The organism is Kitasatospora sp. NPDC086791 (assembly GCF_040685975.1).
GTDB lineage: Bacteria > Actinomycetota > Actinomycetes > Streptomycetales > Streptomycetaceae > Kitasatospora.
In genome coordinates, this window is the sequence record NZ_JBFBOC010000004.1 from 259,474 (window position 1) to 272,299 (window position 12,826).

The following is a 12,826-nucleotide window of genomic DNA, read 5'->3' on the forward strand; positions in this document are numbered from 1 at the left end:
CGCCCCGGACCCACCGGCGGCGTGCCCCTTTTGTCGGTGCCGGGCCATAGGATCGGTGGCCGGTAGTGGAATCGGCAGGAACGGACGTTGACGTGGCTACGCAGAGTACGGACAAGGGCGCGACGGGTGGCGGCGGGGCCGGCCCGCGGCCCCGGCTGATGCTGCTCGACGGGCACTCGATGGCCTACCGGGCCTTCTACGCCCTGCCGGTGGAGAACTTCAACACCTCCACCGGGCAGCCCACCAACGCGGTCTACGGCTTCGCGTCGATGCTCGCCAACACCGTCCGTGACGAGCAGCCCACCCACCTCGCCGTCGCCTTCGACCTCTCCCGGCAGACGTTCCGCTCCGTCGAGTTCCCCGACTACAAGGCCAACCGCGCCAAGACGCCGGACGAGTTCCGCAGCCAGATCGGCCTGATCGGCGAACTGCTCGACGCCATGAGCATCCCCCGGCTGACCGTCGAGGGCTTCGAGGCCGACGACATCATCGCCACCCTGGCCACCGCCGCCGAGGCGGCCGGCTACGACGTCGACATCGTCACCGGCGACCGCGACTCGCTCCAGCTGGTCACCGACCGCGTCACCGTCCTCTACCCGACCAAGGGCGTCTCCGAGCTCACCCGCTTCACCCCGGAGAAGGTCGCCGAGAAGTACGGCGTCACCCCGCGCCAGTACCCGGACCTCGCCGCGCTGCGCGGCGACCCGTCCGACAACCTGCCCGGCATCCCCGGCGTCGGCGAGAAGACCGCCGCCAAGTGGGTCAACCAGTTCGGCTCCTTCGACGAACTCGTCGCCCGTGCCGACGAGGTGAAGGGCAAGATCGGCGAGAAGCTGCGCGACCACCTCGACTCGGTCAAGCGCAACCGCGTCCTCACCGAACTGGTCCGCGACGTCGAACTCCCGCTCGGCGTCGCCGACCTGGCCCGGGCGCCGTTCGACAAGGCCGCCGTCGGCACCCTGATGGACTCGCTGGAGTTCCGCAACGCCAACTTCCGCGACCGCGTCCACGGCATCGACCCGGCCGCCGGCGAGAGCGCCGCGCAGGCCGAACTCGCCCCCGGCGTCGAGGTGGACGGCGAACTGCTCACCGACCCGGGCACGCTGGCCGCCTGGCTGCGCGAGCACGCCTCCGACGGCAAGACCGCGGTCGCCCTCGCCGCCGTCTACCAGTGGGCGCTCGGCACCGGCGAGGTCACCGAAGTGGCCCTGGCCGCCGGGGAGACGGCCGCCTGGTTCGACCCGGCGCTGCTCGCCGAGGAGGACGAGCGGGCCTTCGCCGGCTGGCTCGCCGACGCCGCCGCCCCCAAGGCCCTGCACATCGCCAAGCAGGTCATGCGCGCCTTCGCCGAGCGCGGTTGGAACATCGAGGGCGTCGTCGCCGACACCGCGCTCGCCGCCTACCTGGAGAAGCCCGGCCGCCGCACCTTCACCCTGGAGGTGCTCGCCGAGGAGTACCTGGCCCGCTCGCTCACCCCGGCCCCCGCCACCGAGAGCGGCCAACTCGCCTTCGACGCGCCGGAGGAGGACGAGACCGCGGCCGCCCGCTCGCTGATGCTCCAGGCCCGCGCCGTGCTCGACCTCGCCGCGCTCTTCGACACCCGCCTCGCCGAGGTCGGCGCCACCGGGCTGATGCGCGACATGGAGCTGCCCATCGCCGCCCTGCTCGCCCGGATGGAGCGCTACGGCATCGCCGCCGACCGCGAGTGGCTCACCACGCTGGAGGCGCAGTTCGCCGCCGAGATCCAGCGCTGCGTCGAGGAGGCGCACGCCGCCGCCGGGCACGAGTTCAACCTCGGCTCGCCCAAGCAGCTCCAGGAGATCCTCTTCGGCGAGCTGGCGCTCCCCAAGACCAAGAAGATCAAGACCGGCTACACCACCGACGCCGACGCGCTCACCTGGCTGGCCACCCAGACCGACAACGAGCTGCCCGTCATCCTGCTGCGCCACCGCGACCAGGCCAAGCTGCGCACCACCGTCGAGGGCCTGCTCAAGACGGTCTCGCCGAAGGGCCGGATCCACACCACCTTCAACCAGATGGTCGCCGCCACCGGCCGGCTCTCCTCGCAGGACCCGAACCTGCAGAACATCCCGGTCCGCACCGAGGAGGGCCGCGCCATCCGCCGCGCCTTCGTCGTCGGCGAGGGCTACGAGTCGCTGCTCACCGCCGACTACTCGCAGATCGAGCTGCGGATCATGGCGCACCTGTCCGAGGACGAGGCGCTGATCGAGGCCTTCGCCTCCGGCGAGGACCTGCACACCACCGTCGCCTCCCAGGTCTTCGAGGTACCGGGCGCCGCGGTCGACGCCGAGATGCGCCGCAAGATCAAGGCGATGTCCTACGGCCTGGCGTACGGGCTGTCCGCGTACGGGCTCTCGCAGCAGCTCGGGATCAAGCCGGCCGAGGCGCAGGGCCTGATGGACACCTACTTCGAGCGCTTCGGCGGCGTCCGGGACTACCTGCGCCGGGTCGTCGACGAGGCCCGCGCGACGGGGTACACCGAGACCCTGCTCGGCCGCCGCCGCTACCTGCCGGACCTCAACAGCGACAACCGCCAGCGCCGCGAGATGGCCGAGCGGATGGCCCTCAACGCCCCGATCCAGGGCTCGGCCGCCGACATCGTCAAGATCGCCATGCTCCGGGTGGACGAGGCACTGCGCGCGGCCGGCCTGACCTCCCGGATGCTGCTCCAGGTGCACGACGAAATCGTCCTGGAGCTGGTCCCGGGCGAGCGCGAGCGGGTCGAGGCCATCGTCCGCGAGCAGATGGCGGGCGCCTACCCCCTGCGCGCCCCGCTCGACGTCTCGGTGGGCGTCGGCGCCAACTGGGAGAGCGCCGCGCACTGACGGTGCCGAGAGCGGTTCCCGGCGGGCCCGGACGCGAGGAGCGTCCGGGCCCGCCGTCGCGTGCGGCCGCGGGGTGGCCCGGTCCGCCCGCGGAACACGGGGTCCTTACGTTCGGTCAAGTTCGTACTACCGTAGGCGCAATGACAACCGGAACCCCTTCGACCGGCCGGCCCCTGTCCCCGGCCGGGGCGCCGACCGCCCAGGCCCGCAACTCCGCCGCCTTCTGGGCCGCGACCGGCCGGAGCCGGGGGCACGAGGTGATCCGGCGCCGCGGCTTCCTCGCGGTCGACGGCGACGAGTGCGCGGGCCTGCGGGTCCTGATCCAGGAGCCCGACCTCGACCCGGCCGAACTGGCCGAGGTGAGCGAGCTGGTCCGCGGAGCCAAGGGGACGGCCTACGTCGAGGACCCGTTCGGTTCGGCCGACCTGAACCACCTGGGCCTGCGCAACTGGCAGATGCCGATCATGCTGCGCCTGCCCGGGCCCGTCGCCGTACCGGCGCTGGACGTGGTCCGGGTGCGGCGGGCCGAGGACCTCCAGGCTGCCGAGCGGGTCGTGATCGAGGGCTTCGATCTGGACGGCTTCCAGCCCCACCGCCCGGGCGAACTCTTCCCGCCGGCGCTGATCGAACAGCCCGGCGTGGACGTGTTCCTCGTCTCGCTCGACGGCGTGGCCGCGGGAGCCTGCGTCAGCGTCGTGGCCGACGGCGTCGGCAGCCACTACTGGGTCGCCACGTCGTCGGCGTTCCGGTCGCGCGGCATGGGCCGGGCCGTGATGCTCGGCGCCCTCGCCCACCTGGCGGACCTGCCCGCCACGCTCACCGCTTCGAAGCTCGGCAGGCCGCTGTACGAGTCGCTGGGCTACACGGTCGCGACGCCCTCGACCTGGTGGGCCTCCTCCTGAGCGACGGCGTCGCGCGGGCGCGGGCCCGCACCGGTGTGACGGGCGGGCCGGTGCTCCCGGGCGGTCTCGAATGCGTCGGAGGCCGTCCTGCCGCGGCCGGGACCGGCGCGTTCGAACTGATGCATCGTCAGTCATGCTCAAAATCGGGAACATTGGCCGCGTCGAAGCTCTCGCCGGTCCTGTTCGGCGGTTCTACGCTCCTGGCATGGATCTGCATGACGTCCTGCGCACCGGCCCCGCCTCGACCGACATCGTCCTGCGCCGGGGCGGCGGCACCCGGCGCAGTGCGCTGCTGTACTGCCTGACGGCCGTCAGGAGCGCGCTGATGGCGCCGCTGGTCCTCTTTGCGCCGACCTTCTTGGTGGCGTTCTTCCTGTGGCTCTTCGGCGCGACCGGGGGCACCGTCGCCGCGGTGGTCGGGGTGATCGTGGGGGTCGAGTACCTGCTCGCCGTCCCGGTGATCGCCCGGACGGAAGTGACCACTGTCCATCGGATCGAGTTCGCCCCGCCCGAGGTGGCGGAGCGCTACCGGCTGGTCCGGGGCGGGCGCCCCGACGACTGGCGGCCGCTGACCGAGCTGCCCGCCGTTTGGCTGGTGCACAGCATCATGGAGCCCTACGAGGGCGATCGCGCTCCGGCCGAGGCGACGCTCGTCGGACGGTTGGACTTCACCGGCGGGCAGGTGGTGTGGAAACCGCCCGCCGGCACCGACGCGGAGCGCCTGCAGGAGGCCCTGACCGTGCTGCTCGGCCCCGCCGGCGTCGAGGTCGAGCTGGTCGCCAAGCGCAGCGTGCGGCCCAAACCCTCGCCGGCGTCCTCCTCGCCGTGGATCTCCGGAGGCTCCGGCTCGGCGAACTCGGGCGGCTGCTGACCCGCTCCTTGCACGGGTTGCGGCGACGGGTGGGTTCGCCCGGGCGCGACCCGCGGAGTCCTGGGCGGGCCTGGTCGCCGCCGGTGAGCTCCCCGACCCGGTCGACGGCGATGAGTGCGGCACGGTGGCACGGGCGTTCGCCGGGGTGTCGGCAGCGCCCGGCGGACCGCACCGGGCAGGGCGCGGCCGTAGCCACCCGGCAAACCCACGACTGGCCCACTCACCCAAATCGCAACGACCAAACGGACATCAGCTGTAAGCCGGACGGCTCCGACATCACTCGATCGAGTTCAGTGGCACTCGGCCTCGTAGGCACCGCCGGTGCACGTCCTATCGCCACCACTGTGGTCATGGGAGGCGAACAAGAAGATGAAACCGAAGAACAGAGCCGAGACAAGCAAACCCACGAGCAGTACGGCCCCGCAGCTGGGCGGCGGGTTCTGGTCCTTGAGATACATGCCGGCCCCCTCCCGTACCTCATGCTTCGGGCGGACCCCGGGTAAACCCCTAGGCGTACCTCGACCCGCCCGGTCGTACCGGTACGGGGCCCGAAGGATCAGACTCCGACGCCTCCCGAACCGCCTTGAAAGGTGCGCCGGGCTCCGCTTCGAACTCAAGCGAATGGTCAGCCGGGGGAGCGGCGCGCTGCGGGAGTCGTGGCTGTGGTGGACCTCGACGGGCGTGGGGGCGCCGTCGGGGCGGAGTTCGCAGGTGGTGGTCTCCGTGTCGAGGAACCCGATCGTCTCTCCCAACGGGCCGTCGGAGATGGTTGGTTGACCAGCATCGCCGAGTGGGGTTGCGGCTTCGCTGCGCGGGAAGTCGGCGGGGTCGACTTCCTGTGCGCGCCCGGCTGTCCAGTCCGGTCGGGCCGACGACCGCTTCCGCTCGATGCCGGCCGTGATCAAGCCCCACCAGGGCAACCGGCGCGCACGCGACTTGCGCGAGCGCGCTCGGCCGATGGCCAAGGCGGCCTGACCCGAACCGGTCTCACAGGTAGTAGCGGTGGTGGATGTGCTCGGCCGGCCAGGCTGGGGCGACCGCGTTGCGCGGGAAGTCGGTGGGGTCGACTTCCGGTGCGCGGCCTGGGCTTTCAGGTGGTGCGGGTGGCGGTGCGGGTGGCTTGGGTGCGGCAGTGGGCGAGGGCGTACTTGATGCGGGTGTCGGGGTTGGGGGTGGTGGTGAGGAGTTCGCCGGCGGTGACGAGGGCGGTCCAGTAGGTGGCGGGGTCGCCGGTGCGGGGGAGGGGGTGGGCGGCGGCGAGGGAGAGGTAGGCGGTGGTGAGGTTGCCGGTGGTGAGCCAGCGGTCGAGGCCGTGTTGGTGGCCGGGGCGGATGCCGCCCATGGCGTCGACGGCGGTGAGGAAGTGGGCGACGACGGTGCGTTCGGTGGGGGTGAGGGTCTTGGGGACGTCGAAGACGCCGAGGGCTTCGAGGAGTTCGCCGGTGTCGGTTTCGGAGTTGGGGCGGGGGTTGGCGAGGAGGGCGTCGTAGCAGTCGTCGAGGCGGCGGGTGGTTTCGGCGAGGGGGATGGAGAGGGCGAGGCAGACGGCGCGGGCGGACGGGAGGGGTTCGCGGGTGCGGCGGGCGAGGAGGGCGTAGGCGGCGGCGGGGGTGGTGCCCCGGGAGAGGGCGTGCCGGGCGATGGTGGCGAGGTGCATGAGGAGTCGGTCTTTCAGGCGGTGACGAGGGCGGGGGTGGGGGTGGGGGCGACGAGGGCCCAGACGAACTTGCCGATGCCGCCGGAGCGGGGGCAGCAACCCCAGCGCTCGGCCAGCTCGTTGACGAGGAAGAGGCCGCGTCCGTGTTCGTCGTCGGGGACGGCGGACCGCACGGAGGGGCGTCCGGTGCCGGCGTCGTGCACCTCGATCCGCAGCCGGTCCCCGATGACGGCGAACCGGACCTCGATCAGGCGGTCGTCGGGGGCGTCGGAGTGCTGGACGGCGTTGGCGAAGAGTTCGCCGAGGAGCAGTTCGGCGACATCGGCGTAGCGGTCGCCGGAGGGGAGGCCGGCGAGGTAGGCCCGGAGGAAGTGGCGGGCCAGGGGCGTGGACTCGGTGCGGGAGTCGAGTCGGGCGACGAACGTGCGGGGCCGGTGGGATGTGAGCACGGGGAGTTACCTCAGGGGACGGAGGGGAAGCGCGAAGTGGTACGCATCCACACTGCGTGTGCAGAGAACCGGGTTCCGGTCTCAGTGGTCCGGGGTGGCGGCGTAGGGGGCGGTGTGGGCAGCGGCGAGGAAGGCGCCCCGGTCGCCGAGGACCGCGGCGAGGCGGTCGTAGACCTCGATGTCCTGGGCGGCCTGGCCGTTGGTCACCATGTCGCGGGTCCAGGTGACCACGCCGTGGACGGTGCGGGCGTTCAGGGCGTCGGTGATGGCCTGCCAGCCGGGCCGCTGGTCGAGCGGGCGGGAGGGGTCGTCGTCCACCACGGTGAGGGTGACCGTCCAGTCGCGGGCTTCGGCGAAGGCGCGGGCGTGGCCCGTGAGATTGAGGGCGCAGGCCTCGCCGCTGGTCGCGATGTACACGGCGACGGGAACGCGGCGGACGCGCGGCTGCTCAGGCTGATTTAGCGTCATGGCGTCGAGACTGCCGCCTGGTTCGGCCATCGTGAACGTGCGGGGAGTGCCACTTCCGGAAGTCGTACCGGCCTCGCGTGATACGCCTCGTATCAGTGTGATCTCAGCGAGTGAACAGGCTGATGCCGAGAATGCCGCCGAGCTTGCGCACGCGGGTGGTGCTGGCGTGACCGGCGCGCTGCATGATCGCCCCCGGAAGGGCCTGGTGGCGGGCCCAGTCGGGGTGTGTGCTGCACACCTGGAGCAGGGTGTCCAGGGCGGCGTCGTACTGGCGGGTGTCGGCCTGGGCGAGGGCGATGTCCAGGGCGAGCCGGTTGCGGGCGGCCTGCGGCAGCGGGGAGAGGTCGCCGAGGTTGCGGGCGAGCGCCAGGGCCTTTCCGGGGTCGCCCATGACGGTGTGGATGCCGATGGCCTGCGCGGTGACCGTGGTCGGCCCGTAGCTGGTGCCGTTGATCATCACATCGCGGCCCATCCTCGCGGCGACCGCGTGTCCCTGGGAGAGGAGGTCGCGGGTCCGGTCGGCGTCACCGTGGCGGGAGGCGACCACGGCGGCGAAGGTGACGTGCCACCCGTAGGTGGCCAGCGTCTCCGGATCCCGTTCCGTGTAGCGGGGTTCGATCGACGCGAACGCGTCCTCGGCGGTGGTGGCGGCCTGGTCGAGGCGGGCGTCGCGCATGTAGATCCAGGACCGGCCGCAGTCCACCATCGCGGCCCGCAGCGGGTCTGCGGCCAGGTGGACGTGGTGGCGGGCGTGGCCGATCGCCGCGTACGCGAGGTCTCGGGCGCCGTGGAACTGGGCGGTGTAGGAGGCGAGCCGGTAGGAGTCGGCGAGGATGCCGTGCGCGGCGCACCGCTCACCCTCCGGGGCTGAGCGCAGGAGGGCGGCGGCCTCGGTGATGGCGGGGGCCACGAGACTGCCGGCGCGGGTGTAGTCCCCGGCCCGGTAGTCCGCCCAAGCCCGCTCCAGATCGGCCCGAAGTGCCGTGGCGTCCGGCGGTTCGACGTCGGTCCCGACCCCTGCGGCAGTGTCGTGCACGGTGCGGGACAGCCCCCGCAGCATCGCCCTGTCGCCGATCAGCGAGGCCCTTCGAGGGGCCTGTTGCCCGAGGATGACCGACACGTCCGCGTGCAGCGCAGCGGACAGTTTGAGGAGCGACGGCAGCCCGATGCTGCCTCCCTCCTTCTCGGCCTTGCGGACGGTCGGCACGGATACTCCGGCGGTCTCGGCGAGTTCTTACTGCGTCAGGCCGGCCCGCAGCATTTTGATGCGCTGGCCGGTGGAGTAGTCGGACCACTGCGTCATGGGTGCCTCCGAAGGTGAGCGGCCTCACAGCGGACCGTACCCCCGCCACTCCGCGTCCGGTACCTGAACGGTATGGCGGTCAGTCGTGTTGACGGATGTTCAGGGCGTGGTGGGGACGCCGAGCAGGGTCGCGATCCGGGCGGCATTGCCGGGTGTTCCGTCTGCGAGGACGGTGGTGATGCCGAGTGCTTCGGCCGGGGGCAGGTTCCTCGGGTGGTCGTCCACGAACACGCACGCCTCGCCGGGCAGGCCGAGCCGGTCCAGGGTGAGTTGGTAGATCGCCGGGTCGGGCTTGGCGATGCCCTCCCGCTCGGAGACCACCGCCACGTCGAACAACTCCCACACTCCCAGGGCCTCGTACGGGTCGTACGGGTCAAGGCCGAAGGAGTTGGACAGCAGTGCGACCGAAAGGCCGGCCTGCGCTGCCGACCGGGCGAGCGCGATCATGTCGTCGGCCGGTCGGACGCCCGCCCACGCCCGGCCCATCAGGTTCTCGTGCTCCGCGAGGCCGAGGATCGGTGCCACCCGCTGGTTCCACTCCGCCTGGCCCAGCCGTCCGGCTTCGAGTTCGGTATACAGGCGGCTTGCCTCCGGGTCATGGCCGAGCGTGTGCCGCCACGCCTCGGCATCGAGGCCTTGGGCGAGGCACCACGTGCGGTGTGCGGGTCCGGCATTGGCGGTGAGTACACCGACGAAGTCCAGGATCAGGGCTGAGAAGGGGCGTTCGGCTGTGGGGGAGTGGGTGACGCTCGGGGTGGTCAGTGCCATGGCGCGCTTCGTCCTCCGGTGTGGTGGCCTCTTCGGGACCGTATCCGCTGGACCTCGGTCACTTCCGGGCGTTGGTGCGCTTCGTGGGTTCGGCCGTGGTCGGGTCTTCGGGCCAGGGGTGGCGGGGGTAGCGACCTCTGAGGTCTGCTCGGACGGCGTGGTAGCCGTTGCGCCAGAAGTTCTCCAGGTCGCCGGTGATGGCGGCGGGGCGGCCGGCGGGGGAGAGCAGTTGGACGGTGAGGGGGACCCGGCCGCCGGCCAGGGCCGGGGCGGCCTTCCAGCCGAACAGCTCCTGCAACTTGACGGCCAGCACCGGGCGTTCGGTGGTGTAGTCGACCCGTATCCTCGACCCGCTGGGGACGGTGATCCGCTCGGGGGCCAACTCGTCCAGGCGTCCGGCTTCGCCGCTCGTCCAGGGGAGCAGGCGTTGGAGGGCTGCCGTCGTGTCGATCCTCGCGAGGTCGGCGCGGCGGCGGGCGCGGGACAGCTCGGGTTCCAGCCACTCCTCGGCGCGTTCCAACAAAGCGGTATCAGAGACGTCCGGCCACGGGTCCCCGATCGCCGTGCGGAGGAACGCCAGGCGCTCGCGTAGGCCGGGGGAGGGCCAGGTCAGCAGCTCGCTCACGCCCTCGCGGGTGAGGCCTTCGAGGATGGCGGCGCGGACGAGCGCCCGATCCGGGCGGGCCAGCGGCTTCGCGGCGAGTTCGATGGCGCCGAGGGACTCCACCTGGCGGGAGACGACCTCGTCACGCCGGGTGTCCCAGTGGACCTCTTCGCGGGTGGTGAGGAGGGCCGCCCCGGCGCGAACGGCGGTGGACTCGTCCAGGGCCGCCGCGTGCAGCACCCGTGCCGAGTGCGATCCCGCCGGGCGGTCGGCGACGGCGACGGCGAGCCAGGGCAGGGTGCCGAGCCGGGTGTCGCGGGAGAGTTCGGCGGCCGTTCCCGAGGCCATCAGGTACGGGCTGCGCTCGCCGGGCGCCGGGCGCTCGACCCTCGCCCTCGCGATCCGCTCCGGGAAGGCCAGGGCGACGACGAGGCCGACGGCGGTGGCATCGTCCAGCGCGGTGGCGGGTTCGTCGCCGGCGGCCCGCTGCAGCCGTCGGACTTCGTCGCGCCAGCGGCCCGCGTAGGGGTCATCACCCGAACGGACGGCGCGCCACACCGCCCCGAGGTCGTCCCCCAGCGCGCGCGGCGGTTCCTCGGACAGCAGGGCGACCACCTCGGCCGCCCGGCGGGCGCCCACGGCGGGAGCGCCGTCGACCAGGGCCCGCCCCAGTCGGGGGTGCAGCCCGGTGCGGGCGAGCCGGACGCCGCGCTTCGTCGCCCGCCCGTCGGCGGAAACGGCCCCGAGGGCGAGCAGGGTTTCCCGGGCGGCGGCCATCGCCCCCGCCGGGGGCCGGTCGGGCAGGGCGAGCCCGGTGGCGTCCGGGTCGCCCCAGCAGGCGGCCTGGAGGGCGAACGGCGTGAGGTCGGCGAGGGCGATCTCGGGGGTCGGGAACCGCGCGGCGCGGGCGTCCTCGGCCTCCTGCCAGCAGCGGTAGACGGTGCCGGGTGCCTCGCGCCCCGCGCGTCCGGCGCGCTGGCGGGCGGCGGCGAGCGAGGCGCGGACGGTGACCAGTCCGGCGAGGCCGCGGGCGTGGTCGGTGCGGGGTTCGCGGGCGAGTCCGGCGTCGACGACGACGCGGACGCCGGGGACGGTCAGGGAGGACTCGGCGACGGCGGTGGCGAGGACGACCCGCCGCCCCTCCGAGGGGGTGAGCGCGGCGTCCTGGACGGCCTGCGGGGCGCGGCCGTGGAGTTGCAGCACCTCGGCCGCGACCCCGGCCAACTGCCCGGCGACCCGGGCGATCTCGCCGACGCCGGGCAGGAAGCAGAGCACGTCCCCGTCCCTCTCGGCGAGTGCTCGCCGGACGACGGCCGCGACGTGGTCGAGTAGCGCCGGGTCCACCCGGGTGCCGTGCGCGGGCCGGACGGCGCGCGGCGGCGGCGCCCAGACCACGTCCACCGGGTGGGAGACCCCGTGCGCCGCCACCACCGGTGCGCCGCCGAGCAGGTCGGCCCAGGCCTCGGTGTCGGAGGTGGCCGAGGCGCAGACCAGCCCGAGTTCGGGCCGCAGGGCCGCCCGGACGTCCAGCAGGAAGGCGAGCGCGGTGTCGGCGTCCAGGTGTCGTTCGTGGCATTCGTCCAGCACGACGACGTCCACGCCGGGCAGTTCCTGGTCGCGCTGGAGCCGCTGCAGCAGCACGCCGGTGGTGACCACCTCGACCACGGTGTCGGGCCCGGCGCGGCGCTCGCCGCGCACGGTGTACCCGATCCGGCCGCCGACGGACTCGCCGAGCAGCCAGGCCATCCGGCGGGCCGCCGCCCGGACCGCGAGCCGGCGCGGCTCGGCGACCAGCACCCGGCGCACCGGCCGGCCGTCGTCGAGCAGTCCGGCCAGGGCGAGCGGCACCAGCGTGGTCTTGCCGGTGCCGGGCGGCGCGGCGAGGACGGCGGTGCCGGGCCCGGCGAGGGCGTCGTGCAGCGCGGGCAGGGCGGTGCGGACGGGCAGGTCGCGCCAGGCGGGGTTCAAACCGGCTCAGCCCCGCTCGGTGACGAAGATCGCGGTGCCGGGGATCAGCCGCCCGCGCAGCGGGGACCAGCCGCCCCACTCCTGTTCCAGGCCGGCCGGCCACTCCGGCTCGACCAGGTCCACCAGCCGGAAGCCCGCGGCGACGAGTTCGCGGACCCGGTCGCCGAGGGTGCGGTGGTGCTCGACGTAGGTGGCGCGGCCCTGCTCGTCCTGCTCGACGTACGGGGTGCGGTCGAAGTAGGAGGACACCGCGGTGAGGCCCTCGACGCCCGGTTCGTCCGGGAAGGCCCAGCGGATCGGGTGGGTCACCGAGAACACCCAGCGCCCGCCGGGCCGCAACACCCGGTGCACCTCGCGCATCAGGGCCTCGGTGTCGGCGCTGAACGGGACGGCGCCGTACGCGGAGCAGGCGAGGTCGAAGGAGCCGTCGGCGAAGGGCAGCACGGCGGCGTCGGCCTGGACGACCGGGACGGGCACGGCGCCCCGGCCGAGGTCGATCCGGCGGGAGTGCTGGAGCTGGCGGTAGGAGATGTCCAGGGCGACGGGGCGGGCGCCGCGGGCGGCCAGCCAGCGCGAGCACTGGGCGGCGCCGGCGCCGATCTCCAGCACGTCCCGGCCGGCGACCTCGCCGAGCAGCCGGGCGTCGGCCTCGTCCAGGCCCTCGGGGCACCAGGTGAAGCGGTCGTCGCCGAGGAACTCGCCGTGCTCGTCCTGGTACTCGTCGGCGTTGCGGTCCCACCAGTGCCGGCTGGCGTGGCTGCTCTCCCCGGCGTCGGCCGCGCGCCGCACCGCGTCGTCGCCCTCCTCGGCGGACGCCTCAAGATCGTGCAGGTCGGACTGGGGGGTGGTGGCCACGGTGACAATGCCCATCGCGTAGGGTATGGAATGCGGAAGCGCCGCTGCCGCGAACCGGCCCCGAGAGGGGTCGGGTCCTGGCGGTGGCATCCGGGGAAAAGGCTCCTGCGGGCGCCGCCGAGAGGCGCGCAATCG

Annotated in this window: 10 protein-coding genes; 3 read left to right on the top strand and 7 right to left on the bottom strand. The window is 73.3% G+C overall.

The window, feature by feature from the left end; genetic code table 11:
- Nucleotides 1–158: 158 nt before the first annotated feature.
- From polA to AB0Q99_RS10115, 3 genes are all read left to right on the top strand, one after another.
- Nucleotides 159–2,846, top strand: coding sequence for a DNA polymerase I (gene polA, locus AB0Q99_RS10105; protein ID WP_363570061.1), 2,688 nt, complete (start codon nt 159–161; stop codon nt 2,844–2,846).
- Between the two features lie 140 nt (nt 2,847–2,986).
- Nucleotides 2,987–3,748 carry a GNAT family N-acetyltransferase gene (locus tag AB0Q99_RS10110; RefSeq protein ID WP_363569977.1) on the top strand — a complete coding sequence of 254 codons (762 nt, stop codon included), beginning with the start codon at nt 2,987–2,989 and terminating at the stop codon, nt 3,746–3,748.
- 205 nt (nt 3,749–3,953) lie between these two features.
- Entirely contained in the window at nt 3,954–4,619 is a 666-nt protein-coding gene (locus AB0Q99_RS10115; protein WP_363569979.1) for a hypothetical protein, read from the top strand.
- A 1,090-nt stretch (nt 4,620–5,709) separates the two neighbouring features.
- Here AB0Q99_RS10115 and AB0Q99_RS10120 read toward each other — a convergent pair.
- The 7 genes from AB0Q99_RS10120 to AB0Q99_RS10150 all read right to left on the bottom strand — a co-directional run bounded on the left by AB0Q99_RS10120 (nt 5,710) and on the right by AB0Q99_RS10150 (nt 12,706).
- The gene (locus AB0Q99_RS10120) at nt 5,710–6,276 is read right to left on the bottom strand and encodes a hypothetical protein (RefSeq protein WP_363569981.1); all 567 of its coding nucleotides are present in this window, start codon (nt 6,274–6,276) and stop codon (nt 5,710–5,712) included.
- 14 nt (nt 6,277–6,290) lie between these two features.
- Nucleotides 6,291–6,725: an ATP-binding protein gene (locus AB0Q99_RS10125; RefSeq protein ID WP_363569983.1), complete on the bottom strand. Its 435-nt coding sequence runs from the start codon at nt 6,723–6,725 to the stop codon at nt 6,291–6,293.
- Nucleotides 6,726–6,806: 81 nt separating this feature from the next.
- Nucleotides 6,807–7,193: a hypothetical protein gene (locus AB0Q99_RS10130; protein ID WP_363569985.1), complete on the bottom strand. Its 387-nt coding sequence runs from the start codon at nt 7,191–7,193 to the stop codon at nt 6,807–6,809.
- Nucleotides 7,194–7,296: 103 nt separating this feature from the next.
- Nucleotides 7,297–8,400 carry an XRE family transcriptional regulator gene (locus AB0Q99_RS10135; RefSeq protein WP_363569987.1) on the bottom strand — a complete coding sequence of 368 codons (1,104 nt, stop codon included), beginning with the start codon at nt 8,398–8,400 and terminating at the stop codon, nt 7,297–7,299.
- A 195-nt stretch (nt 8,401–8,595) separates the two neighbouring features.
- Entirely contained in the window at nt 8,596–9,264 is a 669-nt protein-coding gene (locus AB0Q99_RS10140; protein WP_363569989.1) for an HAD-IA family hydrolase, read from the bottom strand.
- Nucleotides 9,265–9,322: 58 nt separating this feature from the next.
- Nucleotides 9,323–11,836, bottom strand: a complete 2,514-nt coding sequence (hrpB, locus tag AB0Q99_RS10145) for an ATP-dependent helicase HrpB (RefSeq protein ID WP_363569991.1) — start codon at nt 11,834–11,836, stop codon at nt 9,323–9,325.
- Nucleotides 11,837–11,842: 6 nt separating this feature from the next.
- The gene (locus AB0Q99_RS10150; RefSeq protein WP_363569993.1) at nt 11,843–12,706 is read right to left on the bottom strand and encodes a class I SAM-dependent methyltransferase; all 864 of its coding nucleotides are present in this window, start codon (nt 12,704–12,706) and stop codon (nt 11,843–11,845) included.
- Between the last annotated feature and the right edge of the window lie 120 nt (nt 12,707–12,826).

Excerpts from the sequence above, each read along its gene's own strand:
- polA (WP_363570061.1), top strand. The coding sequence starts at position 159 with ATGCTGCTCGACGGGCACTCGATGGCCTACCGGGCCTTCTACGCCCTG.
- AB0Q99_RS10110 (WP_363569977.1), top strand. The coding sequence starts at position 2,987 with ATGACAACCGGAACCCCTTCGACCGGCCGGCCCCTGTCCCCGGCCGGG.
- AB0Q99_RS10115 (WP_363569979.1), top strand. The coding sequence starts at position 3,954 with ATGGATCTGCATGACGTCCTGCGCACCGGCCCCGCCTCGACCGACATC.
- AB0Q99_RS10120 (WP_363569981.1), bottom strand. The coding sequence starts at position 6,276 with ATGCACCTCGCCACCATCGCCCGGCACGCCCTCTCCCGGGGCACCACC.
- AB0Q99_RS10130 (WP_363569985.1), bottom strand. The coding sequence starts at position 7,193 with ATGACGCTAAATCAGCCTGAGCAGCCGCGCGTCCGCCGCGTTCCCGTC.
- AB0Q99_RS10140 (WP_363569989.1), bottom strand. The coding sequence starts at position 9,264 with ATGGCACTGACCACCCCGAGCGTCACCCACTCCCCCACAGCCGAACGC.
- AB0Q99_RS10150 (WP_363569993.1), bottom strand. The coding sequence starts at position 12,706 with ATGGGCATTGTCACCGTGGCCACCACCCCCCAGTCCGACCTGCACGAT.